Origin of the sequence: Acetivibrio cellulolyticus CD2 (assembly GCF_000179595.2) — a bacterium.
In the GTDB taxonomy this organism is placed as follows: domain Bacteria; phylum Bacillota; class Clostridia; order Acetivibrionales; family Acetivibrionaceae; genus Acetivibrio; species Acetivibrio cellulolyticus.
This window is the reverse complement of sequence record NZ_JH556658.1, coordinates 107,961-133,323: the sequence shown is the minus strand read 5'-3', so window position 1 is coordinate 133,323 and position 25,363 is coordinate 107,961. Positions and strand designations below refer to the sequence as shown.

At 30.7% G+C, this 25,363-nt stretch carries 33 protein-coding genes and 2 tRNA genes; 3 read left to right on the top strand and 32 right to left on the bottom strand.

Features of this window, described 5'->3' with window-relative positions:
* Nucleotides 1–549: 549 nt before the first annotated feature.
* Both ACECE_RS0216520 and ACECE_RS0216515 read right to left on the bottom strand, forming a co-directional pair.
* Nucleotides 550–774 (bottom strand): hypothetical protein, encoded by a 225-nt coding sequence (locus tag ACECE_RS0216520; RefSeq protein ID WP_162862566.1) that lies wholly within the window; start codon nt 772–774, stop codon nt 550–552.
* Nucleotides 775–1,102: 328 nt separating this feature from the next.
* Nucleotides 1,103–1,510 carry a hypothetical protein gene (locus ACECE_RS0216515; protein WP_010249248.1) on the bottom strand — a complete coding sequence of 136 codons (408 nt, stop codon included), beginning with the start codon at nt 1,508–1,510 and terminating at the stop codon, nt 1,103–1,105.
* 144 nt (nt 1,511–1,654) lie between these two features.
* Between ACECE_RS0216515 and ACECE_RS0216510 the strand changes: the two genes are divergently transcribed.
* Nucleotides 1,655–2,260 (top strand): hypothetical protein, encoded by a 606-nt coding sequence (locus tag ACECE_RS0216510; RefSeq protein WP_010249246.1) that lies wholly within the window; start codon nt 1,655–1,657, stop codon nt 2,258–2,260.
* 249 nt (nt 2,261–2,509) lie between these two features.
* Here the strand turns inward: ACECE_RS0216510 and ACECE_RS0216505 are convergent.
* Nucleotides 2,510–2,596 (bottom strand) — tRNA-Leu (locus ACECE_RS0216505).
* 163 nt (nt 2,597–2,759) lie between these two features.
* Here ACECE_RS0216505 and ACECE_RS0216500 point away from each other — a divergent pair.
* Nucleotides 2,760–2,835 (top strand) — tRNA-Lys (locus tag ACECE_RS0216500).
* A 202-nt stretch (nt 2,836–3,037) separates the two neighbouring features.
* Here ACECE_RS0216500 and ACECE_RS0216495 read toward each other — a convergent pair.
* From ACECE_RS0216495 to ACECE_RS0216355, 29 genes are all read right to left on the bottom strand, one after another.
* Nucleotides 3,038–4,171 carry a tyrosine-type recombinase/integrase gene (locus tag ACECE_RS0216495; protein WP_010249244.1) on the bottom strand — a complete coding sequence of 378 codons (1,134 nt, stop codon included), beginning with the start codon at nt 4,169–4,171 and terminating at the stop codon, nt 3,038–3,040.
* 5 nt (nt 4,172–4,176) lie between these two features.
* Nucleotides 4,177–4,398, bottom strand: coding sequence for a helix-turn-helix domain-containing protein (locus tag ACECE_RS0216490; protein WP_010249242.1), 222 nt, complete (start codon nt 4,396–4,398; stop codon nt 4,177–4,179).
* A 99-nt stretch (nt 4,399–4,497) separates the two neighbouring features.
* Nucleotides 4,498–4,689, bottom strand: coding sequence for a hypothetical protein (locus tag ACECE_RS0216485; RefSeq protein WP_010249240.1), 192 nt, complete (start codon nt 4,687–4,689; stop codon nt 4,498–4,500).
* A gap of 4 nt (nt 4,690–4,693) precedes the next feature.
* Entirely contained in the window at nt 4,694–4,999 is a 306-nt protein-coding gene (locus ACECE_RS0216480) for a hypothetical protein (RefSeq protein WP_010249238.1), read from the bottom strand.
* Between the two features lie 78 nt (nt 5,000–5,077).
* Nucleotides 5,078–5,611, bottom strand: coding sequence for a hypothetical protein (locus tag ACECE_RS0216475; protein WP_010249237.1), 534 nt, complete (start codon nt 5,609–5,611; stop codon nt 5,078–5,080).
* A 340-nt stretch (nt 5,612–5,951) separates the two neighbouring features.
* The gene (locus ACECE_RS0216470; protein WP_010249236.1) at nt 5,952–6,593 is read right to left on the bottom strand and encodes a hypothetical protein; all 642 of its coding nucleotides are present in this window, start codon (nt 6,591–6,593) and stop codon (nt 5,952–5,954) included.
* A gap of 223 nt (nt 6,594–6,816) precedes the next feature.
* Nucleotides 6,817–7,602 (bottom strand): N-acetylmuramoyl-L-alanine amidase family protein, encoded by a 786-nt coding sequence (locus ACECE_RS0216465; RefSeq protein WP_010249235.1) that lies wholly within the window; start codon nt 7,600–7,602, stop codon nt 6,817–6,819.
* Nucleotides 7,603–7,622: 20 nt separating this feature from the next.
* Nucleotides 7,623–8,084 (bottom strand): hypothetical protein, encoded by a 462-nt coding sequence (locus ACECE_RS0216460; RefSeq protein WP_010249234.1) that lies wholly within the window; start codon nt 8,082–8,084, stop codon nt 7,623–7,625.
* A 2-nt stretch (nt 8,085–8,086) separates the two neighbouring features.
* Nucleotides 8,087–8,551 carry a hypothetical protein gene (locus ACECE_RS0216455; protein ID WP_010249233.1) on the bottom strand — a complete coding sequence of 155 codons (465 nt, stop codon included), beginning with the start codon at nt 8,549–8,551 and terminating at the stop codon, nt 8,087–8,089.
* 9 nt (nt 8,552–8,560) lie between these two features.
* A complete protein-coding gene (locus tag ACECE_RS0216450; RefSeq protein ID WP_010249232.1) occupies nt 8,561–10,015 on the bottom strand; it encodes a hypothetical protein in 1,455 nt (484 codons plus the stop codon).
* 1 nt (nt 10,016) lies between these two features.
* Nucleotides 10,017–11,981 carry a tape measure protein gene (locus ACECE_RS0216445; RefSeq protein WP_010249231.1) on the bottom strand — a complete coding sequence of 655 codons (1,965 nt, stop codon included), beginning with the start codon at nt 11,979–11,981 and terminating at the stop codon, nt 10,017–10,019.
* 2 nt (nt 11,982–11,983) lie between these two features.
* Nucleotides 11,984–12,280: a hypothetical protein gene (locus tag ACECE_RS0216440; RefSeq protein WP_010249230.1), complete on the bottom strand. Its 297-nt coding sequence runs from the start codon at nt 12,278–12,280 to the stop codon at nt 11,984–11,986.
* 23 nt (nt 12,281–12,303) lie between these two features.
* Complete coding sequence (locus ACECE_RS0216435) at nt 12,304–12,660, bottom strand: hypothetical protein (RefSeq protein WP_010249228.1); 357 nt, start codon at nt 12,658–12,660, stop codon at nt 12,304–12,306.
* A 92-nt stretch (nt 12,661–12,752) separates the two neighbouring features.
* Entirely contained in the window at nt 12,753–13,292 is a 540-nt protein-coding gene (locus tag ACECE_RS0216430; protein WP_010249226.1) for a hypothetical protein, read from the bottom strand.
* Nucleotides 13,293–13,310: 18 nt separating this feature from the next.
* Nucleotides 13,311–13,700 (bottom strand): hypothetical protein, encoded by a 390-nt coding sequence (locus ACECE_RS0216425; RefSeq protein WP_010249225.1) that lies wholly within the window; start codon nt 13,698–13,700, stop codon nt 13,311–13,313.
* A gap of 11 nt (nt 13,701–13,711) precedes the next feature.
* Entirely contained in the window at nt 13,712–14,044 is a 333-nt protein-coding gene (locus tag ACECE_RS27835; protein WP_010249223.1) for an HK97-gp10 family putative phage morphogenesis protein, read from the bottom strand.
* A complete protein-coding gene (locus ACECE_RS0216415; RefSeq protein ID WP_010249221.1) occupies nt 14,041–14,349 on the bottom strand; it encodes a hypothetical protein in 309 nt (102 codons plus the stop codon). Before ACECE_RS0216415 ends, ACECE_RS27835 begins: the two co-directional genes overlap by 4 nt.
* Nucleotides 14,339–14,656, bottom strand: a complete 318-nt coding sequence (locus ACECE_RS0216410; RefSeq protein WP_010249219.1) for a phage head-tail connector protein — start codon at nt 14,654–14,656, stop codon at nt 14,339–14,341. The genes ACECE_RS0216415 and ACECE_RS0216410 overlap by 11 nt, the downstream gene beginning before the upstream one ends.
* Nucleotides 14,657–14,746: 90 nt before the next feature.
* Nucleotides 14,747–15,838, bottom strand: coding sequence for a sugar-transfer associated ATP-grasp domain-containing protein (locus ACECE_RS0216405; RefSeq protein WP_010249218.1), 1,092 nt, complete (start codon nt 15,836–15,838; stop codon nt 14,747–14,749).
* 70 nt (nt 15,839–15,908) lie between these two features.
* On the bottom strand, nt 15,909–17,273 hold the full coding sequence (locus ACECE_RS0216400; RefSeq protein WP_010249216.1) for a hypothetical protein: 1,365 nt from the start codon (nt 17,271–17,273) through the stop codon (nt 15,909–15,911).
* 14 nt (nt 17,274–17,287) lie between these two features.
* On the bottom strand, nt 17,288–18,763 hold the full coding sequence (locus ACECE_RS0216395) for a hypothetical protein (protein ID WP_010249215.1): 1,476 nt from the start codon (nt 18,761–18,763) through the stop codon (nt 17,288–17,290).
* 21 nt (nt 18,764–18,784) lie between these two features.
* Nucleotides 18,785–19,060: a hypothetical protein gene (locus ACECE_RS0216390; RefSeq protein WP_010249213.1), complete on the bottom strand. Its 276-nt coding sequence runs from the start codon at nt 19,058–19,060 to the stop codon at nt 18,785–18,787.
* On the bottom strand, nt 19,047–19,262 hold the full coding sequence (locus tag ACECE_RS0216385; RefSeq protein ID WP_010249211.1) for a Rho termination factor N-terminal domain-containing protein: 216 nt from the start codon (nt 19,260–19,262) through the stop codon (nt 19,047–19,049). The genes ACECE_RS0216390 and ACECE_RS0216385 overlap by 14 nt, the downstream gene beginning before the upstream one ends.
* Before the next feature lie 55 nt (nt 19,263–19,317).
* The gene (locus ACECE_RS0216380; RefSeq protein ID WP_010249209.1) at nt 19,318–20,427 is read right to left on the bottom strand and encodes a P22 phage major capsid protein family protein; all 1,110 of its coding nucleotides are present in this window, start codon (nt 20,425–20,427) and stop codon (nt 19,318–19,320) included.
* Between the two features lie 34 nt (nt 20,428–20,461).
* Nucleotides 20,462–21,055, bottom strand: a complete 594-nt coding sequence (locus ACECE_RS27830) for a DUF4355 domain-containing protein (protein WP_010249207.1) — start codon at nt 21,053–21,055, stop codon at nt 20,462–20,464.
* Nucleotides 21,056–21,138: 83 nt separating this feature from the next.
* Entirely contained in the window at nt 21,139–22,020 is an 882-nt protein-coding gene (locus ACECE_RS29510) for an NUMOD1 domain-containing DNA-binding protein (protein ID WP_010249204.1), read from the bottom strand.
* Between the two features lie 106 nt (nt 22,021–22,126).
* On the bottom strand, nt 22,127–23,002 hold the full coding sequence (locus tag ACECE_RS0216365; protein ID WP_010249202.1) for a minor capsid protein: 876 nt from the start codon (nt 23,000–23,002) through the stop codon (nt 22,127–22,129).
* A complete protein-coding gene (locus ACECE_RS0216360; protein WP_010249201.1) occupies nt 22,995–24,293 on the bottom strand; it encodes a phage portal protein in 1,299 nt (432 codons plus the stop codon). Before ACECE_RS0216360 ends, ACECE_RS0216365 begins: the two co-directional genes overlap by 8 nt.
* Before the next feature lie 17 nt (nt 24,294–24,310).
* Nucleotides 24,311–24,847 (bottom strand): hypothetical protein, encoded by a 537-nt coding sequence (locus ACECE_RS0216355; protein WP_010249199.1) that lies wholly within the window; start codon nt 24,845–24,847, stop codon nt 24,311–24,313.
* 175 nt (nt 24,848–25,022) lie between these two features.
* Here ACECE_RS0216355 and ACECE_RS27820 point away from each other — a divergent pair.
* A partial coding sequence (locus ACECE_RS27820; RefSeq protein ID WP_010249196.1) for a DUF6431 domain-containing protein occupies nt 25,023–25,363 on the top strand: 341 nt, incomplete at its 3' end.

Below are 25,363 nucleotides of genomic sequence, written 5' to 3'. Positions count from 1 at the left end.
GACTATTCTATTATATATACTAACTCAAACTTCGCATATAAAAAGCAGCTTAACCAATAATTTGTGATCCATACAATAATTTTACTCTATGTATCTATATAATGTTATTGCTTATAACTCCACCAGTTATATAACCTAGCATTTTTGCAACATCATCAGCTTTTGCTAATTGCTTGTAATATGATCACCTCAATTATTTCACGATATTACCTACGTTGCTTACTATTTGGATCTTTTATAGCTATTGCAACATCTTTACTTAAAGCATTTGTACATTTATTGGCAGTATTTATTTTGCCCTTGCCAAAAGGATAACATAATCTAAATTATATAATACCAGTAAATGCTGGAAGCCTTCGCAACAACCCTTGCGCATATATTTATTTTTCAATGTGCTGATATATCTTGTTTATAAAGTTTCTGCGTAAGTTCTATAAAATAAAGTAAAAATAAGTTATGATTGAGATTACCAATATTACGTTTGCAAATGATATTTTTATATTAGCATACAGAATTCTTGATGTTACAAAAAATAGTGCGTTAGTAAAATTACTCAAAAACAAAAAAAATTAATGCTCCATTATCACTTCCATCAATAGCTTTAGTTGATATAAAATTTCTCTGTGATGCAAATATTGTCACCGCTGATGTAAACGCAGCTATTGCAACTATTAATGCTAATTTTCTCCCTATAGGTTTATCCGCAGTTTTAGGTCCGATATAGGCATTGTTACAGATTATACGAACTAAATAATAAGTCATACATGATAACATAATTGACAAATAACATGGAAAACATGAAAGAGGTTTTTTCAGAAAGGAGTCGTTAATATTTGGTATCGATTTGAAATTTGCTCATTGTTTGACTGTCTTTTAAAAAATCCCAAAATATGGACCGAGTTTTTAAGGTGGTCTTTGGAGCAAACTTGCAGGATTTCTTTTTCAGAAAAGAATCTCATAACTTCGTATCTTAATACGAAGCATACAATGCACTGTGTGGAACTGATAGTGACCGCTGTTAGTTCCACAGTGTGCACTTTATATCGTAATAAATAAGATTTCATCTATCAGCAATGCAAGTCTAGGATCGAATTTTAGAAGCTTACACGAGGTCTTCCAATTTAACAGTCTTCTTGATATCTACTTTGCTTTCTACCTTGGATATATCTGTAGGAATTCCACGTAGTAATAGTAACTGTTTATTAAGGTCTAAGATATTATTAACGATCTTATCCTTTGTTGGAGCTTTACATAATTTAGAATCTTCCATGAGTATATCCCGAAGACCTTCTAATTGATTAATCATCTTTAGCTTGAATGCAGCTATATCTTCCACCGCAGACTTGTTGAGTAGATTCAAATGTTCTTCCTTCTTACCGTTCCAATTGTCCTTCTCAGACCATCTAATAAGTGTTAATTTATTAATTCCCATTTCAGTTTCAATCGTCCTAAAATCCTTACCACTCAACCACATTGATAACGCAAGTGCTTTATCTTCATTGGAGTACATACATCACCTTCCAAATTATTCTTGGTATAGTACTGGTTACATTTATATTATATCATCGAACAAAAGTTCTTGCATATCACCACTCACATATTGCAGAAATTTGCATATTATGGTATTGAGATTATGTAAAACGGAGGAATGAATATGTATTGTCCATATATACAAGCAAGGGTTATGACTTATAAGCCTGTAACCGCTTATACCGCAACACAACCGATTTACGTCAATGACGTTGATATAAATACAGGTCTGTACCCTGTACTGAACTTCAAACCAGAAGGTGCGACATATCCATATATTTATGTACCCATTGCTGAATTTGCAAGGGTTGGTGCAAAGGTAGTTTGGGATGATGCTAATCAGTTATTAACAGTAGAAACCGATTATTACAAAATGAAGACCTTATTACAAATTGCTGGAAGATGGGAAAGTCCAAACAATACACCTGAAACGCCAAGCGAAGAGGAAGCATTCTATCGCTGCTTTACAATTATTCGTCCTACAGGTATTAATACCTTTGAAATTGATATTGAAGCAGCATATAGACCTCCCTTTGGTGCTACTCATATGGGTTCAATGTCTGGTAAAGGACAAATTATGGATTCCAAAATAGAGTTTATTGTTGATGAGAATATGAGAGGAGAAATAAAGTTGCAGAATGAAAAGCTATTCATTAATTATATAGGAGATACATCATATTATGCAGGCTTGAATGTTGGATTTGCAAAAGAATTTGTACGTAATGTTTAGTATAATTTCTCAATATATTAATGCATTACAACATGATATAATAAGATTATCGGTACACTGGATTCAATTTCAGCTAACTTGAAACTTAGATTCAGGTGTAACTGGACTTTGATTCATTCGATAAAGAGAAAGTCAGTATTCAATAACCTTTAAAACATTTCTTATACCACTGGACTCATTCTTTGAACAGCGTATTTTCGGACAAAATGAAAGAGTACCAAAACTTTAAAAGTCTTGATACTCTTTATTTGGTGCCGAAGGTCGGACTCGAACCGACACGATATCGCTACCGCTGGATTTTGAGTCCAGTGCGTCTGCCAGTTTCACCACTTCGGCCTATCGCTTGATTATAATAACACATACATTAACACAAATCAATACTTTTTATTAAAAATATTTTGGTAAATTTTCTGGTAAATTTTCTTTTAAAAAATTTTAATTTTAGTGTTGACAATAATCAATTTTGCTTTTATAATGAGTAAGTGTTCAAGAGAGATACGCGCTATTAGCTCAGTTGGTAGAGCAACTGACTCTTAATCAGTGGGCCCTGGGTTCGAATCCCCGATGGCGCACCAAACTTGAAAAGAAAAGTCCTTGAAACCAGAGTGTTTTGAGGATTTTTTCTTTTTTATAACAGCAAACCGATTGTAAGATACTGGATTTGTTTCTCGTCTAATCTTATCTAATTTCAATTAAAATCATCGTAATTGTAGTATTTATTGTAGTATAAAATATAACCTTGAAGTCGTTGATTTTAGGACGTTTCACGATGACTTTTTATTCATTATTGCTACATTGTTCAAGCATATCTATTGCTTGTTTTTTTGTATTAGGCATTACATGGGTATAAGTATCTAATGTAAATGATACGCTAGCATGGCCAAGCAACTCAGATATAGTCTTTGGTGGTACTCCTGCTTCAAAAAGTCTTGTTGCAAACGTATGGCGCATTGTGTGAACGTTACACATCTCTACTTTCGCTTTTTTTACTATCCTTTGAAATGTTCTTGAATAGTTTCGAGGAGTCAAATGGGTTCCTAACTTTGAACAAAATACAATATTACTATTTGCTTGTTGTTTAATTTTAAGCTTTCTTAATAAGCTTATACACCTTTTTGTTAAGGGTATAGTTCTTATACTATACTTTGTCTTGCTAGTATTTTCTTGCACTATAAGTTTAAAACCATCTTCTTTTTCTCTATCTCGAACACTTACAAGATTTTTGTTTACTGTTAGTTCTGCTTTATCAAAGTCAATATTATCCCAAGTTAAAGCAAGTAATTCTGACATTCTCAAACCTGTATCAAGGTTTACAATATAAGCTATGTAATGACTATAATCTTTTGCAGCTTGTTCAAAAGCTTTTTGATCTTCTGCGCTAAAAGCTTTAATATCTTTTTTAATAATCTCAGGCAACTCAACAAAATTAGCAGGATTTTTAGAAATATATCCTTCGGTTATTGCTTTATTTAAGGCAGATTTTAAAACTATATTGACTTTATGAATGCTATTTGATGAATAACCTTCTTCATATCTTTTATTATACATTTCCTGAATATCTTTTGTTTTTAACTTTTGCATCGGTAAGTCACCAATATGAGGAATTATAGTTATTCTTGATAAGGATTCATATGAATCATATGTTTTGGGTTTTAACTTATTCTTTTTATAAGTTTTTAGCCAATAATTAATCCATTCTGAAACAGTAATTTTATCAGGTTCAACATAGTCACCTATTTTAATATCATGCTTTATGCAATCCATTTTTGTAACAACTTCCTTTTTGGTTTTTCCATAAACAGCTTTTCTTATTAGTTTACCTGATTTATCCCTACCAATTGTTATGCTTCCCATCCATTTGCCGTCTTTTCTTTGATATATACTGCCTTCTCCATTACATCTTTTAGACATATATTTCACGCTCCTATTTTTTCATATTTTTTAGGGTTTTTTAACCATTCCACAAATGCAGGTTTAGGAACTATAATCCTTTTACCTATTTGCACTGAAGGAAAATTTTCAGAATGACACAAATCATAAGCATTCTGTTTTCCAATACCTAAAATGCGTGAAATATCGCTAACTGTAAGGGAAAGTGGTAATTCTTCAATACTTGTTATTTTATTTTCAAGGTTCATACTACCCCTCCATTTTATAGAACTTTCTATTTTTTATCAACAAAAATTGCAAAACAAAAAGGACATAAGATATTCTCCTATGTCCTTCAGTGATCTAATTCAGGCTTTACTTTGATTTTCTTTTGCTATACTATTTCCAAAATAAGCTCCTACTATTAAATTAACCATTCCGGTAAATGAAACAAATTCAGTAGGTACTTTATCTATTCTTATATAAAGTAAATAGCCTACAAATACTACATAGGCTATAACCATAAAAATTGATATAAACTTTTTAGTACTAAATTTCATATTATTAACCTCCATTCCCTAAATAGACAGCTATTCCAGTTATAATAGGTGCAATAACTACCCATATTTTAAATATAAGACTCCAAATGTTCTTATTGTTTGATTTTTTTATATCAAGATCTGAATCAATAAACTTATTGATAAGCTTATTCTGGTTATTATTGACCTCAGACACCATCAATTTCAAGTCAGATTGCCCTTTTTCTATACTGAGAAGATTATACTTCATTTCAATTTGTGTTTTTTCTAAACTTCTTAATCTATCTTCATGATCCTTTAATTGCTCCTGCACAACGCTTAAATCATCCACATTCTCATCTCCCTTCAAACATTTTTACAAAATAAAAAACACAGGCTATTAAACCTGTGCTTTATTTATAATTAATCACTATTTAGTTGTTTTAATTCTATTTAAGTATTCCTTAGTATTAAGCTTGTGATAAATCAGAATTTTAATTTCATTTTCTGTTTTTAAATCTTTATTATGTATTAAACCGCAATTAATACATTTAAGAATATAACCATCATAAATCATTTGACATTTACAATGTGGGCAAAAAACTCTAACTTCAGTAATATCATACTTTCCACCATAATCTTCAAAATAATTCCATTTATAAATTAAACTATCAAAAACATCTTCCCTATACTGTAAAAAACTTTTAGCTTTAAAAATTGAGTCTTGATATGCAATGTACACCTTTAATACAACAAATAAAATTAATAAAACCACCAGAATAATCCAGACCGGAATACCAAATGTCAAGAACTTCAATATAAATGATGGTATTAATTTTATAAATGCAAATATATATTTACCAAAAAACACCAATAGTGCTCCAGATAAAACTGCAGTAGATATAATTACAACCAATGTTTTTTCAAGTACTCCAGAAAATAAATTCTTAAGATATTTTATCATAAGCATTCTCCACAATTTACATATTGTTTATAATTAATAATAATTATACCATAAATAATGTAAATATAAAGAACATCTCATTCCTATAAAATACTCTTATACAAACAAAAATAAAACACAAGTTTTCGCCTGTGTTTTAGAAACATTGTGTTTATATGTTATTTTTGATATAATAGACATGAAAAAGACCTCTATTTTTCAAGAGGTCTTCATAGCATTCACATAATTGTGGCTGGCTTTACTCTTTCGATACCCTTCCACCCATATAATTTTGAGTAAGCTGGATTTACGTTCTCACTACCCTTCTTACAATTAAATTATACCATACTGGTTGCAAATGTCAACACTTTTTTATTAGTTTAACAATAATAGTATCTTCATTATTTTGAATTAAAACACTATATTCATCTTTAAATATTTGGAACATATTTTTTAAATCTAATATAGAAATTTGTGAAAAATTACTTTTTCTACTGATTAACTCAATATTTTGATCATCTATATTATTTAAAGTAAATATATTATTTGTTAAATTTACCAATGGTAACTTAATCTGTTTTATATAATTGAAAGTTAAATTGTATTGTTTATAGTATTTTTCATATTCTTTTTCTTCTTTATCAGTAGATAAATCAATGTATTTATTTACCATATCATTTAATTCTTTGATTTCATCAAAAGTTAGAATTAATAACAAATCATTTTTTGCGTCAACCCACCTTTTTGATATATCCCTTTTATGTAATATTTGCATTTTATCAATTCTTGCAATTGAATTAGTGGATTTTACATGATATCCAAAACCCTTCTCTTTTGCTTTTTTCATTTTTTCTTTGGTGTATGTAGTTAATGGAACAACAATAAAGATTTCATCTTCTTTTAATGTTCTAATAATTATAGCAGGATGTTCCCCAAAAAATTCTGATTGTGAACTTCCAGCAAACTTTACACTATACATACCACCATTAATTATCTTTTGCATTTTTTTCTCCCTCACAAAACAAATACTTCCACCATTATACCATATATATCGACAATAATAGTAAAATTATGTAGAAATATTTTTAAATTAGGAAGAAAACTTATATACTCATATATCTTATTATATTCAACATATATAAATAAAAATACAAAAAATAGAAGTGGCTTGTAGAGCCACTTTCAAGACTTAAAAACAGCATAAAACTACAATTTTATCTTAATTTTTAGACCTTTTCTAAATATCTGGCAGTTTTAACAATCAAAGATTCAAGCCACTGAAAGTTAACTTCTTTCTTTTGGATAGCTGTTGACCAATATTGAGGACTATTTACAATAACATCCCCTTCAATTTTCTTAGTTGATAGTATCTGTAATGCCTTTTCAAGTTCATCATTAATATTATCTTCTTTTTTTACTGCAATATGGTATGCAATTCCATAAAATTCACATATCACTTTTGCTTGAGCTTTTGCAATTGCTAATCTTTTATTAGTGTCTTTTAAAATAGCTTCATCTTGTAAATTATCATGAAATCCATTTTCAATCAAAATAACATGTTTTACACCGCCATCTTGAGCAGAATCAATAACTCCATAATAATCTTCATCAGCATAATTTGTACTTTCACGTTTACAAGCTAACCCTTTAGTTCCCATAACTAAAGCAACTGCATTAGCTATATCTTTAGCTAATTTATCATCATTTAAATCAACTGAAGTATAAACATCTACACCTCTTCTAGCAGTATTATTAGGCAATCCAGTAGCATTAGAATGTTCAGATATAAACATATCTGCTCCCCATGAAGCAGCAATATTTCCTCTTTCACGAACTCCAAGAGTCATATCTTTATCTCTAGTAAGTTTTACTTCAAATGCTCCTGTAGAAATTAATTCATCTCTTAGCTTTAAAGATATATCTAAAACACCATCTGCTTCAATATATCCTGTTTTACCTTTATTTGCTCTATCTTTTCCACCATGACCTGCATCAATACAAACTTTAATCATTTAAACCACATCCTTTTTTGTTAAATAAATCTTGACTTAATTTTTGCTTGTTCTCGAACAGCTGATACTTCAGCTGATGTAATTTTTGTCATTCCAGCTGTACAAGTTACATTATAAATTTGAAAACCTGTAGTTAAATGAGCTGGTGTTGGTATAACTAATGATCTAATTACAGTACCTGATGTTGGTGCAGTAAATGTAAAATCTCCACCTGCAAATACAATTCTATATCCTTGGTAATATCCAACTCCTGCACCTACTGTAAGTGTCATATTATCATGATATGTAATTAAAAAATCAGTAGCTAGATTTGCAATTCCATCATTCATAATATCAGCCCATCGTGCTGCTATTGCAATTTCACTATCTAACTCTTTAATTTTATTTTCAATATTATTTAAGTTTGTAGCATTAATAGCAGGAATACCACCACCTGGTGTTTCATTTATCCATACTGTTTTGTTATAATCACCAATTGCCATCCTTAACCCCTCCCTATTTTGTCAATTCGTTTAAAATTTAATTCTTCTGAATTTGTTTTAACTTTACTCCAAAGAATCCTAGAAATTAAAGTACCTGTATCTTTTACAATTGTAGCAGTAATTCCACCAAATATTCCAATTTCTTGTATATTTCCAACTGCTTCATTGTTAAGTACAACAAAATCAGTTATAAGTTCACCAATATAACCTGTAGCTTGTGAGCTTATAGGAGTTCGAAATATTTCATTCCCTAATTTTGTATCACTTGTTGTAATAGCTGTATTTGATGTACCTAATGCTAGATACTTAATTTCTAGATTTGGAGTTATACCTTGTAATGTTCCCATTAATTGGTTTAATACATTGTCCATTACTTTATTTTTAACAATTTCAGTTTTTACATTGCCTGTTTTTATATCTTTTGTTTCTATAATAAAAGTACCAGACCAATTCATTTCTTCTTTCATGTTATCCTCCTAATCGTATATATTTTGTGTTGTGGCTATTCTATTAGGATATAAATTATCTGATGGATATAATGTTTCTGAAGGATATAAAACATTAAATATCTTAACTTCAACCTGTCCATTATATTTTTCATTTTCGTTAAATGTATGAAGTGTAATGATAACTTCATTTTCTGATATATTAAAAGTTTTATTGTTATTAATAAGTTTTTTAAAAAATTGTTCCCAACCTCCAATTGAAGCACCATCAAGAGCAGTAACTTGATACTCTATTTTGTCAGCATCCCAACCAGATATATTAACACTCTCAATCAAGAAATTATCCTTAATATTAAATAAAGGTTTAACAACTTCTAAAAGCTGTCCAGCTTCAAGACCTCCAATAGTAGTTATAAATGAAATAGTATCTGATATTTCACCATATTTTTGGATTAATCCATTTCCATATTCTAATGCTTGTTTTGTTGTTTGAATAGTGGCTTCATTTGTGATATTCTCATATATTCCAGATGTACCAGTCTCTTTTATTTTTCTATCATCAATACCTGTTGCATTTTCAATCTTTACAAACAAGTTCCTTAATCCAACATATGTTATTTCAAGTATATCTATAGAAGTTAATGGTGTTTCTGAAGTATCTTGGGTAATTGTATTAGAATTATAAGCAAAATACCATTTCTTTCCTGTATCCAATCCATTAATACCTACATCACTATCAGAAACTTGTACTGAATTAATAAATATAATTGGTTTTTTTGCTAATGGGAAACGAGTTGTAAATGTTCTTGATTCTCCATCTGGTTTTGGGGATGGTTTTTCTTTAGTTTGTACTGCTGTTTCACCTTGTGATCCTCTTATATATTGTTTATTTCTATAATTATCCATAGTACTATTTTTCTCAAAACCATCGTGAGGTATTAAATTATTAAGGGTAAATGGTGCTGCGTTAGTTTCCCTTGAAAAGAAGTGTAATCTTTTATCATTGTCTATCTTCCAGTTGAATCCTGTAATATCTTTTAAATAGTCAAGAGCTGCACTACATTGGATATAGTTAAAGACTGCTTTTGTAATTGTTGAGCCATTTTGAATTATTCCAGCTGTAATACCTTCGTCAGCTAAAATAGGTAAAATATAATCTTTTACAATATCACCAGCTGTTTTGTTTTCTGCGACTTGTGCTATTAATCGTTTATCTGCAATAGCAGAGTTATCAACTATTTGAATATCATAGTTAATTTCTCTAACAATCTCATCAGTCTCATATGCTCTTACACTATATATAATTCCTGCAAATATTTTATCTGTGTTATTATATACAACTACACTATCACCTTCAGATATTTCTGGAAGATTTCCGATATTAACTACTGTCATACTCATTGTTGTTCTTTGATTTAGTTTGCTTGATATATTCCAATTAGGTGAGACTGTTACCAGCTCACCCGCAATATAAAAACTTCTCATTTTATACCCCCAATACTTTTAAACGTCTCACAAGTTTATCACCCAAAATGTCAATATCCCTATCACTCATTATTTTGGTATCATAAAAATTAAGTGTAATTCCTCCAGCTGAATTTCCATTTAAAGGTGTAACTTTAGCTCCTTTTGGCAAATCCAACAATTCAGCTCCTGATTCTCCGACTATAACACGTCCTGCTTCTGTAATTGTTCCACCTTTTGCTAACATAGGAACTTCAGTAATTTGAGGTAAACCAATAGAACCCCCACCAACTGTTCCGAGTCCGGGAATATCAACAGAAGGGATTTTAATTTTTATTTTATTAATTTTTCTGATAACAGAATTTAGAGTTGAGATCACTTTGTTAATACTATTTTTGATTGAAGTTACAACTCCGTCAAATATACCGCCAACAGTGTTTTTAATGCCTGTAAATACATTACTAAAATTATTCTTGATTGCATCCAAAGCCAACTTAACAACTGATTTAAAGTATTCAGTTCCTTTAGAAAATACACTCTTCAAATCTTCAAACACCTTACCAGCTGTTTCTTTTATAGCATTTAATGCCCCCTGCCAATCGCCTTTTAAAAGTGCTGTGAATACCTTGATTATTCCTGTTATGATATCAATTTGTGTTTTGAAAATACTTGCAACAAATTCCCACGCTGCTTTAGCTATATTCTGAAGGTCTTGACCGTACGTTTTCCAGAGGTATGATACTACATTGATGAATGTTGTAATTAGTGTTTTAATATACTCTGTACCAACTCTAAACAATTCTTTCACACTATTTACTGTAGCTTGATTTTCTGCAAGCCAATTTTTCATATATGTTACAATACCGTTAATTATATTTACAACGGTTGTTTTAATAGATTCCCATGCTTGATTAACAGTGTTCCTAAAATCTTCATTTGTCTTATATGCTGTAACAAATATTGCTATTAATCCAGCTATTGCTGCAATTGTAATACCAATTGGCCCCGTTAAGGCTGTTATAACCCCACCTAATACAGGTAAGGCTGAACTTAATACTCCAACTAGTGATATTATCTTACCTACAACTATTAATAATGGCCCGATTCCAGCAACTACACCAGCAACTATTAATACAGTATTTTGCATTTCAGGAGATAGATTTTGAAACTTAGATGTAACATTCCCTACAAAATCAATAACTTTAGGTAATACTTCATTAAATTTATCAAAAATCGGTTTAGTAACTTCACCTATTAACACTGAAAAGTTATCTTTCAATGTAGATATTCTACCTGACAGAGTTTTTGAACCTTCGTCCATACCCTTGTAGAAAGTTCCACCTTTAGATGTCGCAGAAACCAAAGCATCTTCAACTTCTTTATATGTAATATTTCCGGCAGACATTCTTTTTCGTACTTCTTCAGTTGTTTCTCCAGTTTTTTTCACAATTTCGTTAAGTGGATTCCATCCTTGACCAATTAACTGATTTAAATCTCCACCTTGCAATTTCCCAAGAGAATTGATTTGCCCCATAGTTCTAGTTAGGGATGACATTTTTTCATTGTTACCTAAACTAACATCACCAAGTCGAGTCATTACACCAAGTACATTTTCTTCTGTATAACCAAAACTTAACATTGTTTTAGTGTAATCAGCTAATTGTGTACTTTCAAATGGTGTTTGTGCTCCTAGTTTTACTAATTTATCAGTCATTGCTACAGCTTTTTCTTGAGATCCAAGCATTACCTTAAAACTAGTCTGAAGATCTTGCATGGTAGAATTATATTTAAGTCCAAAAGTAGCTAAACCAGCTATTGGTGCTGTAATTGCAAGCGACATTTTTGTACCAGCTTTTGTAAATCCTTCACCAACTTTTTTCATTTTATCAGCTAAATTGCTTGATTTCTTATCAAGATTAGAAATTGTACTTTCAGCTTCTTTACCACCATTAAGTGCTATAGATCCAAATATTTCGAATAACTGCATAATTAATTAACACCTCCCTTCTGTTGGCAGTGTAATTGTTTTACTTTTTCCATCTCTTCAAGGATTTGTTCATTAGTTTTATTATTTTTTGGGTTTTGAGATTTTGATTTGATATCTTTTAGAAACTTTTCAAAAGTAATATATTTTTGTCCATTACTTTGCATTATTTGATAGTCTATTAACCACTTATCCCATGCACATTTTTCAAATTCTTTCTCTTTACATTTCGAATATTGTTTATATCCCTGTTGCCAGTTAGACTTTAAAATATAATCTATATTTGAATACCTTGAAAGCAATGAATCAATTACATCTTCTTCAATTAATTCATTGCCTGTTTGAAAAAATCTATTAAATCTTCATTTTTATTAGCTTCTATTAATTTAGTATAGAACTCTTTTAGATCATTGAATTTCCACTTTTGTATTGTTTCTATATTAGTACTACATAGATTTCCGATGAATTTCATAATTTCTAATTCTGCATCTCCTGCTTCAGAAAATAAAGATATAATTATTTCTAATCCTTTTTCTCTTGATATTTTGTCAACTTCTTCTTCTGCCATGTTTTTTGTATCTACTGAACCTACAAACTGTTTTAGAATACCTTTTATATTAACTTTTTTAGTTATTTTCGCAAATTGAAATAAATCTGAAAACTGTAATTCTCTTACTTCCATGATTAATCATCCTTTCTATTATTAAAAAAGAGTGATAGAAAAACTCTATCACCCCTTTTAAGTAGCTTTTATAATATTTTTTATATTATTTTTTAAGCAAGAGTTGTTACTTGCTCAATTTTGTAAATTGGAGAAGAAAGATTTGTTGGATCATAATGAGCTGAAAACTGAAGTTCTATTGAAGCTTCTTCTTTATCATTCATTTCAATATTCAATCCGTTGTCTGCCATAGCATTATACAAAGTAATTACTTTGTATTCTCCCTTCATATTTAACCCTACAGCAGTTATATTTGCAAGATAATCAGCAGATGCTATTTCACCAGTTCCATTTGTAATTGCTTTTGTTGTACCATCCATATTAGAACCAGCTAAAGCAAGTTTTATGTTTTCTTGTGATAAATCCATAACATTTGCTGTAATACTAGCATTTTCGGATATGATTCTTCTCATACCTTTTGTCTTACCTCTTTGTCCATCATATTCTATATCTTTAAATTCCTGTTCAACAACAAATACTATTCCTTCTCTACAAGGAGCTAATACACGTTCATCTGTTAATCCATAATTAATATATATAACACCAGCATCAAGAACAACATTTTCAAGCTGTTTCGTTGTTAAATTTCCCATATTTTCACCTATTCCCTTCTAATTTATATAGTAAACTTGCAAAACATAATTAAGTTTCACTCTAAAAAGTGATTCATCAGGTTCGGGGATATTATTTCTCCAAACAGAATCACGATAAATACTAATTTGTAAGTTGTTATTCAATTCTTTATATCTATTCAATTTTTGGTCTATAGCCGATACTATCCCTTCAAGTTCAATAATTTTATCAGATGATGAACTAGACCAACAATTAATTTCAAGTGTTAAATCTTGTCTGTGTTGAAATGGTTCTATTATGTTAGGTATGGTTACAATTGCCATTGGAAGAGATGCTTTATTAACATTTATATTAATGAATTGTTTTTGATTTGCTAATTTCGGTATTTGCTTGAGTTTGCTAGTTATAACTTTGTATATTTCTAACATATCACCATCCCCTATTTAAATTCAGTTTGAAATTTTTCACCTACTATTTTTTTGATTTCTGCAATATTTTCCATTACTCCATCTTTTATGAAAGGTTGTGCTTTCTGTGTTGATGTTCCTTCATGTACGTAAACAGCATATTCACAGTTACTTCCAATATCAACTCTTTTATCTGATTCATCTACTTGATTTGATATAGACCTTCTTAATGTACCAGTATCAACAGGAGTTCGAAGTTTTGCTTCAGCTTCAACTAACATACCAACAGCTTCAAGTGCTAATTTCTGAGCATTTGTAAGTGCATTCAAGACATTATCTTTATTGGATTTATATTTAAAACTCATGTTCTCACCCCATCAACCAGAAGATCAAGATAATCATCCCACTCAAAGATTTTTACAACCTTGTATTTCTTATTTTTATATTGAATAATAGTACCAGTGTCTACATTAGCATCTATATCACAAAACACTCTATATTCAACTGTGTCTTCATATCCAAATATTTTGTTAGCTAATTCTTTGGTTATTGGTTGAACATCACATTGTATTGTTTTTAATACAGTTTCTCCACCATTGTGCCATAGACCATAATCATCACTATAACCATCAGAAAAGCTTAATATATCAATCTTTTTATCATAAAACATTAGAACCACACACCTTTACAAATGGTAGAGGCAAAGAAATTTTGATTGATTCTGGTATTCCACTAGTACTATCAGCTAAAGTTGCAGCTCTTCCACCTTGAGTCCATTGTTTATAACCGTTATGATCTTTATTTTTATATAAAAATAGTGCTAAATCCACTATCTGATTTGAATATGTAATTTCCTGTTCTACTGTCATATCAATATTAAGATAATTCCTTATTGAATTTTTTGACTTGTCAATAAAGAAATTTAATACTGTATCTTCAACAGTAATTCCTATTAATTGTTTTAATAATTCTAACATCTATATATCACCTCTATCATTTATAAAATAAAGGACAGAGATTTAATTTTCTCTGTCCTTCAGAATTTCTTTTATGTGTCCTTATGCGAACTAACATAATAATTCTTCAACCTCTGATCTTATTCCTCTTTTTGTTGTTAACTGCCTTAGTACAAACTGAGCAGCACTGTTTCCCTCTACCATAACCCAACCGTTTTCTGTAAGAGCTAAATCCCATCCAACATATCTTTGCTCTGGAATTACATTTGCCAATTCCTTTACAGTTTCAATTAGTTCCTGCCATTTAGGCACTTGAAATCCAACAATTTGTTTGCCAGTATCGGGATGGCTAACGAATTTCGTATTACTATTCTCAGTAAATCCATAGCTACATACAATACCTGTTTCAGAATCTATGCATGCCAAAATCCCACCTGAGCCAGCGTTATCAACTACACTTTCTCCTCTGCCCATTCGCAAAATCGTTGTAATAATATGTACTTTCCCGTTTCTCAATACTGTCGCACAACGCACAGTATTTATTGACTTCGGATGAAATTCAGCCATAGGTGAATCCTGTTTAATTAATTCTTCAATTACAACTTTTCCATCTTTAAGTAATTCATGAAGCAATTCTTTTTTGTCACCTTTGTATTCATCGATATTATATATTTTGACTCCTGTTCCTTTTGAAGAGTTGTGTTTTTTCATAATAAAAGAACGATGTTTTTCTACAAAGTTACAAAAAGCATTGTAATCATCTTTATTACAAATTAACATTACATCTCTATTGTAAAATTTTGAAAAGTGCTTATATGTTGTTTCTTTATTTTGGAATATAGTCCATACACCATCAGTAGACCAATTACTATTTAATTTGCGGCATATACTCTCTTTTTCGATGTTTGTAACAAATTCATGTCTGCCAGCTTCGGACAATCTTTCAAATTCATAAAGAAAAAATTCATCTGGAGGGCAATTATAAAAAATACGTGTATTTAAAACATCTTTTATCAGATGTCTCATATATCTTTTATTCTCCCTTTTTTCTTTAGGAACAAAGCAATCAATAGCTCTTTCAACTTCTTTGGATATATTACGTTTTAAGATGTTTCTTGCAATTGGTCTAAAAATAATAAAATTTTTCCCTATATAAGTGATTATATAAGTGATGATTTTTTCAAGCTTAGATTTTACATTCACAAAAAATCTCCCCTTTTCAAAAATATGTTACTGACGCATTATAACATATTTTTGAAAATTAGAAAATATTTTAAGTGAATGTTACAACCATCGAGTCACTTGGCACAATCCCAAACTCAGTTTGAAAGTATACCTTAACGCCATAGATGCCCTCACTATTAGTATCGGTGTAATTTGTAACCGCTTGCCCTGCTGTAACTTCTTGGGGTGTTAATTTTTGCAACCACCTTACAGATGACCACGCATTATAATCCATACCCCAAGCAAGACTCCACGTCCAGTAGTTACCATTAATTGATAACGGAGTACAGTTAACACCTGCGAAATTAACTGTTATATCTCCACCATTTGCCACTGTATTAGAAGCAAGCGAAGCTGTATAAGAGTATACAATCCACTCAACCTTTGCAGAACTTGAGCCATCTTTCATAATGCAATAGGCTTCATAATTCCCCTCTGTAGTATTTGGATAAGAGTATATAACATAATAACTACTGTCGATTTGTGATGGGGTTATCGTGCTAACTTGTATAGTTCCTACCACCACACCATCTTTCTTGATTATTAATGTTTCAGCATTAATGAAATCCATAATGTTAATCTCAGTAGGTTCAATAGTCTTAAGATAATTAGCTTTGTTTCCAAAATCAGTCATTAGGACTTCATTATAAATATAAGGATCTTTTGGGTTTGGCTCTCCGGGTATTTGTACAAAAGGTAACGATTCGTATTCTTCAGAAGTTATGTTATATCTGCAAATTAACATACTTTCTGATTCCAAATGCGCCAGAAACTCAATCCAAGTAAAGATTCTACGTCTTACTACAATAGGAGCCGCATCTGTTATTTCAACCTTTATAATTGCGCCAGTTTTTTTTGACCTTAATATACCTGTGATTACTTCTGTATGTCCTGAATCCCCCTCAGGAGTCACAAGAAAGTCCATCATCTTAATGGTTAAAGAGTCATTAATAAGGGTAACTCCATCCATTGTGCTCATGAACCTTGTTACTGGTCGCATGTCAAAAATCCCCAGTGACTGACATGTAAAACTACTACAAACCGTACCATAAAACAACGTAGCATTTGTGTTTGGTGTTACATTATAGCATGTTCTTGTATATAGGACACTCGCTGGGTTTTTCACAGCGGTGAAAAAAGTTTCCCAACTTATATTATGTCCTACAAACTTATCATGATGTTTAACAGACGAGTAGGGTAAACCTTGATAAAGTCTACCTTCTACGACTGTTCTATCTCCTCCATCTATAGTTTTGAGTGGAGTCCATGGTACTCTATACATCTGTTCGTTCCTTAACCATGCATACCTCATTTTGTGATCGTCTGGCAAATCCCACACTGATTCATCGGGTTCGGTATTAAGCTTGTTATTGATGCTTTTTATAGCATTTAGATAGGTATTAATTATTTCCATTTGCACCTACCTCCTTACGTAGTTTGAATATCTAAATAAGCGTTCAACTTTGCTAATGTAGCTGTCGCAAAGTCGTCAGTGGTAAGCGTTCCTTCGCCAGAAAAATGTCTACCAGAATACTTTTCTAGCATGTACTTCATGTCAGTCGCTCTCAATCCTATAGCCTTTGAACCTAAGTCTTGAGTTAGATTAATTACAACTATTGCAGATACTTCCATTGTGTATAATTGTCCTGTCTTTCTTCCGATATTCAAACTAATACCATCAGCTGGACTTGTCACAAAAGTATATACGTAAGTCCATTCATTAAGTGTCATCGCATCCCATTCAGCATCTTCGCAAAGTCTTCCAAGTATTGCATCTCCTACAATATTGTTAATGTTAACACGAGGATATCCTCCTGTTTCTTTTCTTGTAGGTTTCACCCACATCGCTACAAAAAAGATATCATTTAATGCACCAGACACGTTCTGAACTATACCTGTAGGATTAACGCCAGTCGCAGCCAATGACATCGAATTTCCTACAATACCACCGTTAGAAACAACAGTAACATTTGCATCAACGCTATATTCCATCGAAGTCCAATCACTTTTCCCATTTGCAAAGTTGCTATTAAGACACCTATTTGTTATAGCTTTTGATGTTCCTACACTCACACCGCTTTCAATCTTATCACTAAGTCTCAACAACATATAATCTTCTGTAGTTATAACCGCAGAAGTTTTGAAATACTTCTTTTCGAATTTAGCACCAAGAAGATTATTAAAATCACTAATGGTAATCTCAGAAGCCTTTGCTCCAAATCCTTGTGTTATATCAGTAACAATAATTCCTGTTACTTCCATAGTCCACACTTGCTCAGTGCCTCTACCGATAGCCAACTGAATACCATTTGAAGGACAAGTTACATAAGCTGATAGATGTGTCCATTCATTAAGCGGTAACCCTGTCCAAATGGCGTCATCTATAAGTCTTGTTATAAGTGTTCCTGCTCCTGTATTTATGAGTATTCTTGGGAAATTGTCAGTTTCTTTTCTTGTAGGTTTCACCCACATAGAAACATAGATAGTATTTCCTTGTGGAACTCCAGCAATATTCTGTGTAATTCCTGCCCTACTTCCTGCGGTAGAATACAATACTGCCTTGTATGCTCCTAAGAATTCGTCGGATGCTATTGTTACTCTTTCTTCCGCTGTATTTGCCATTGTTTCCCATGATGTCTTTCCAGCAGCAAAATCGGAGTTAAGACATAAGTTTGTCACAGTTGATGTTTCAACACCAGTACTAACTTCTTTCCAGTTTGTATTGGTCGTGCCTCCAACTAACTCGTATTTTTTGTTGTCAGAAAGCACTTTTACTTCCATGCCAATTTTCCTTTGACTAGTAGGTATGGCATCTCTTGCAGTTATATCCGATACTATTTTGTTCGTTATATCTGCCTTTATTGTATCAACTTTTTTTTTCAAAGTTGGATATTTTATTTTCATTTAATCACCTCTTTCATGACATTATCTTTCATTGTCAAAACCAATTACTACAAAATCAGCAGTATTAGCACTTGATTTAAAATAAATCGTTTCTACATTTTTTATGTCTTCTTTTTCAAAGTTATATTCTGCACCAGCCAAAACAGTTAAACATGTTTTTGGGTTAAAAACAGATTCATCAAATTGAATTAAAACATCATTTGTTTCACTTCTATTAATAATAGATGATATATATTTCACACTTATATAATCAGATTGCAACGTTGTAGTTGCAGTTAAATTTCTATTTACTATCATTATTAATCCCTCCTAAAGCTTCAATAATTTCTTGTTTTTTCATACCATGAGTATTAATACCTTTTTCACTTGCTATTTTTTTTAATTCTGTATAATCTATATCACTATAATTTTCTTTTTTATATTCAGTTTTACATTCAGATACATGAATAAAATATATTTTTTCACTAGTAAATTCTGAATTACATTTTTCACAAAACATATAAACACCTCTCATATAAATAAAAAGGGGATTTCTCCCCTTGTTTATTCTGTTATTATCCAATCATTCTTGCAGCTAATTCAGGAGTTAAAGTTTTAGTTCCATATAATATATCAAATGATATAGTATTAACTTTACTAGTCATAGAATACCCCATAGTTACCCTTACAGGTAATCCATTGAATGTAGCAATATAACCATCTGCACCACCCATAGGAAGTGCCATTGGTCTTGTTACTAATGCAAAAGCATTTTTATGAAAACCAAGACTAGCAACATGAGAACCAACAATAGTAACTGCTTTTGCACTTACAGCAGATTTCAATGCAGGATATATATCAACTGTTATACTATTTGAAGCAGCAGTTTTATCCGCAGTTACAACATATTGACCTTCAACATCAGCTATTGTAATAATATCACCTTTTTTAAGTGTACCACTACAAGCAGTAGCAGCTATAGTTACAGATGTAGCACCAGCAGAAGCTGAAGCAATTGCAAGTGTTCCAGAACTTGCAGCCAATGTTCCTTTTGTATGTGATCTTATATTCTGATCCATAAAAGTATCAAATCCAAGTATTCTTCCCATATTTGCATTTCTTAAAGCATCTGTAGAACCTGACTTCTCAGCATTAGCAATTGCATCTAATACTACTAATGAAGCTTGTGCTTCTTCATCCATTACCATTCTTCTCATTGCGGTTGGACATTTATTAGCATTTAATACTTTACCAACTTGTGCAATATTACTTAAAGCATTAGGAGTTGTTCCAGCAGTTCCGTTATAATAAGGAATATCTTGATATAAGCTAGTTAGTTTATAATCAATTTTTTCAGCAAGTGCCAACATAGCACCATCTAAAACTTGTGTTCCAAAATCTGCAATATTTAAAGACATTTCTTTAGATGTTACTTCTACAGATACATCAGATATAGTATCAAGTTTAACATCTACAGAACTTTCATTTATTCCTTGAACACTAATTGAATCAGTAAAATCATTAGCTGTAAATGTTGCTGGTTTTCTAATTGTTACTGTATCTCCCTTATTACTAAACTCATCTGCAAAATCTGTATGTACTAATCCAGCCATTACTAGATTATTGTTTAATCTCATTACTGCTTCTTTTGCTATTTCATTAACTGTTAAAATTGTATTTGCCATAATTAATCACTTAACCTTTCTTATACTTATGTTATTATTTTTTATTCTTTTCTTGCCAATATTTGGCATATTCATCCATATTCATATCTACTACATTTTTATTATGTTCATTACCAGATTTAGGCGGTTTATAATCACCTTTAAGTCTTTCATTTACAACAGTTTCAACATGTTTGTTAAAAACAGTTTCTAATTTTTCAATATTTTTAGTTGTTGTTTCTTCATTTTCCCCAAGAAAATATTCTAATAAATCTTTCGGTAACTTCTTTTCGTCTGCAATTACTAAAGACTTATTTAATAATGCTTGTCTTGTTTCAGCTTTTTCTTTTTGATTCAAGCGTTCTTCAAGTTCTCTTATTTTCTTTTGTTCCTGTGTCTCCTGTGGATTTGCCTTTGTAACAGCTTCATCAATCAATTTTTGCAGATTGTTTTTTTTCCAAGATTCTAATGATTTAGATGTATGAACATCCTTTTCACTATCTAGCCATGATTTTGCATCTTTATTTTCATATATATACTTTTTCATCCCTTCAACGGAATATGGATTCAACCCCTGAAGATATGTTTTAATTTCTTCTGATTGTCCTTCTTCACTATTAAGCCATGCTTGTAATTCTTTTAAATTCATTATATTGCTCCCTTCTGCCCTTCTAACATTTTAATGATTATAAAATCCTAGAAACGCAATGAAAATTTATTATTTTAAAAATTTTAACTTGCTTGTTGTTTATAATAATCTTTAGCATATTTCCATTTGTATCCACCTGCTTGAGTATATCTTCGTTTACAACAGCTTAATATACTTTGATTACAAATATTGGTTTGATTTGATGCTTCTTTTATACTTGAATACTCTTTGATAAATGAATTATCTAGATTTAATTGAATAACTAATTTACCAGTTTTAGGTTTATATTTTGATATATTACCATTTTCATAATCAGATTTAAAACACCATAAAAATCCAGATAACGTTGTAATTTTTACACGATTACAACAATTTGATAAATCTGCCGAATTAATTCCTAATTGTCTATTAACATCTGCTATACTAGGATATTCAGCTATAAAAGTTCCTTCTTTAGATAATTGAATAACTGGTTTAGAATTAGAATTATAATTACCTTTTTTACCGTACATTGGATTTTTTTCGCCAGTTCTTAATTTAGCTTTTTCAGATATTTTCTTTCTAGCTTCTTTAGATAATTTCATACCTGTATTTGCTTCTGATATTTTTCTTTTCCATTCATTTATTTCTTCTTCTGTTTTTCCGGCAAAAGTATTTCCATTACTACCACCATCAGCAATATTGTAAAAATCATTAGATTTAACAGCGTTATAATTATTTATCCATTGGATTTCCTTTTGATTTAATTCTTCTTCAGAAAATGCTATATCTATAATATCTCTTACAAAGTTCTCTTTACTGTATTTTTTAATAGAATTTTTAAGATGCACTCCACTACCTAAATAGTTTTGCCAACCTCCATTTGTATTTATAAATCTTCTTTTGCCAATATATCTCTTTCCATTAACCAAATTAGTAGTAATATAAATAAACCCATAAGGATTTTTTATTGTTTTTTCTTTCAATACATCTGACCTCACTTTCATTACAATAAAAAAAGGCTATAACAAAATAGTCCTTTAATTAGTGAGGCATTAGGAACTTACCCTAATATACATTACCTCAATATATTTACTTGATTTCACGACTTTTTAACCAATTTTCATAATTACTATAATCAATCTCTTCTTTTGTCATATTATCTTTTCGTACCGATGGACTCCAACCATCTATTACAGGAATAATACAAGATCTACAATTTGGATGTTGAGGTGGATGAGGATATTTACCATTTGCTTCAAATATTTGACCATCTAAACTTGCACATATATCACTAGTTTTATTATCCAAGGTAGCAACATACATTACTTTTTTCACAACAGCACTATTATTATATATTTCAGTTTGTGCATCACTTATAACTCTAGCAAGTTCAGTATTTATAAGCCTTTTAGATTCATAAGCACTACTTCCAAAAGTATTTTTAATATCTTTTACCAACTTATCAACACTTTTTCCTTGAATGATTCCACGTTCAATATTTAGTTTTAGCCTATTAACAAGTAGATTTTTATTTTTCCATATCCTATCAGAAAATAATTCATCTTTATACTCTGTCATTACAGCTTTTTCAACAATTTTAGGATTTAAAAGAGTAAAATTAAGAGTTGTTTTAATACCTTTATCCAAAACAAAAAGTGTTTGATAGTAACTACTTTTATATACATCTTTTAATATATCTGTAGTAGTATCTAAATCAATATTGCCTAAATATTTAGATTGCTTGATAATTTCTTTCTCTAAACCTTTCAAAATATTAATTCTTTGTTGTTTAGAAACTGATAATACACCATCAACAGCATATTTACTGAATATTAACCCTATTTCTTTTCTTATATCATCAAGAGAACGTTTATAGGCTTGTAATAGCTTTTTTGATTTAGTGTTTGCAAGTGATTCCATATCAGTATGAATCTTTAGGATCTCTTTTTCTAATTCCTTACTCATTTAAATCACCTGACTGACCATCAATATTATCTAAATCAATCATTTCTTTTTCATCTTTAAGCCTTTTCATTTCTTCATCAACATTATCGATGAAAGAAAATTGAGCGATACCAGTTCTTGTTGATATTTTATCTCCTGCTTGGCTTAATATCTGAGCAGTCATTAAATCGTCTTGTGGTATCATTGGTGTGAATTTAGCCTTAACATCTAAGTAATTGTATGTTTTACCTTGTTTAATTTCTAAATACTTAAACAAGAATTTTAGTCTGCTCTTTATGCAATTAGCCATAGCAGAACAATTTAACTTAACTTTTTGCTCTAAAGAGATTAATCTTGTTCTTAGTGCCAAACTTGAGGTGTTGGACTGAAGCTTCTCATTAGAATTAATATGACTACTCAATTCAAACATATTTTCTTTTAAAGTTGTCAAAGTGTTCTGAATGAAAGAATCATTAATATTCTTAATTAGCCAAGAAACTTTTGCTTCATTAGAAGGTATTTGAAATGCACCTAATGTTTTTGCTTTTTCAAGTTCTGATTCTTCAATTTTGCAACCACAAAAAGTTAAATATGCGTTTCTAAAATCAGAGATTTCATTAGAAATGTCTGACAAGTTTGTTTCATATGAATCTTGTAACCCTTTAAGGTCAGAATACAAAGTATCATATTCAATCTCTTCTGACAATTCACAAACTGAAGCAGGTACACAACCCCAATTAATACTTCTTATAGTTTCATCTTTATAATTTGCAGTATTACCACTAACTTCGTAATGGATAATTCTATCTGGTAAATGTAAATCCATATACTGTTTAGTATCAAACTTTTTATAATAAAAGTGCATGAGCAATTCAACATTACCATAATCATCAACTAAAGCATAAGAATTAAGTGGAGTAAGTATTTTTGATGAAAACTTTCCATCATTATCAATGTAATATAGCTCATAGCAGTGTCCACCGAATTTTAACATGTTTTTCATTACATTCTGGTCATGTATTTCACTCCAATGAGCTAAATTATCAGTAACTTGTTTAATTATATCTTCATCAGATGTTTTTGATATATATGTAATTTTGTTTCCAACTGCATAAGATACTTCTTCTTTGATAAATTTTTTAATAAAGTTATTGTTAACTTTATTATTTGCCCTGCTATTAATTATCTGATATCCAATGAGTGCATCAGTTTCACCCTTGTAATAACTATCCATTTTCTTGTATTTCGAGAGATTTAGATTATAATCCAATATACATTTCTGTATTAGTTCTTTTAATTCTTCTTGTATCACTTTTTCACCTTCCTTTCCTATAATCCAAGTTTTGATCTATCAAAAGCAGTAGCAAATTTAACTGTTTCAATAGTTTCAATTCTATTTGCAAATTCAGAGGTTATATCTGGTGCATCATCATGAGCGGAATATGCACAACCTTGAAAATCCATTATTTGTTGAATGAAATCTTCATCTTCAGAGTTGAAAATAATCCTTCCATTGTTAACGTCACCAACAATAGTTTGGATCTTGTCATCTTTATTTTTGTTCTGGTGTTCGTTAATCCAGGTTATATTTCTATCTCTCAGTTCAGTGTCTTTAGTTATTAACTCCTGAAGTTTTATTACATCGGCTCCAGCATAAGTGTTTTTCTCAATATACACCACTTGGATATCTTCAAATTGTCTTAATAAATCCAAAACATGTTCAATATAATCCTCATATTCAAATCTGAAAATTTCACCTTTACGAACATACTTAAAGTCATTATCTGCTAAGCTTCCTACGCAGAAAGCATAATAGTCTTTCTTTTTACCTTTATTTCTTGTTCCGGCAGGATCACAACAAAGCATTGTTTTTGTGTGTTTCTGCCCGAGTTAAATGTCATGGAACTGCTCAGGTTGCGTGACCGTTTACAGATATGTTAATATCTTTCCGAAGAGAGTTTTAGGAGGGATATGGAAAGAACTTTGAGTTTTTACGTTAAATGCACCACCATTTAACCTCAAAGTTCCAACACACTGTAAAATGATAATAGCATATATTGGCCGAAATGTTAAGGACTATCGTAAAAATTTTTTGTTGTATCTGGAGAAAACAAAGTTCTTCTGCCCTGTATGTGGTAATAATACAGAATTTCATGATCGCTACGACAGACATGTACATATAGATGATAAAATTGAATGGATAGTAATTCAGCGTGTAATATGTGTTGGATGTGGTAAAACTCATGCAATACTTCCGGATTTTATCAGACCCTACAAGCATTACTCTACAGCAGATATTGAGTTCGTACTCCGGGATGTTGAGGAAGGAACTACATATGAACAGGTGGAGGCAACAGCAAGTATCTCAACAGTGAAAAGATG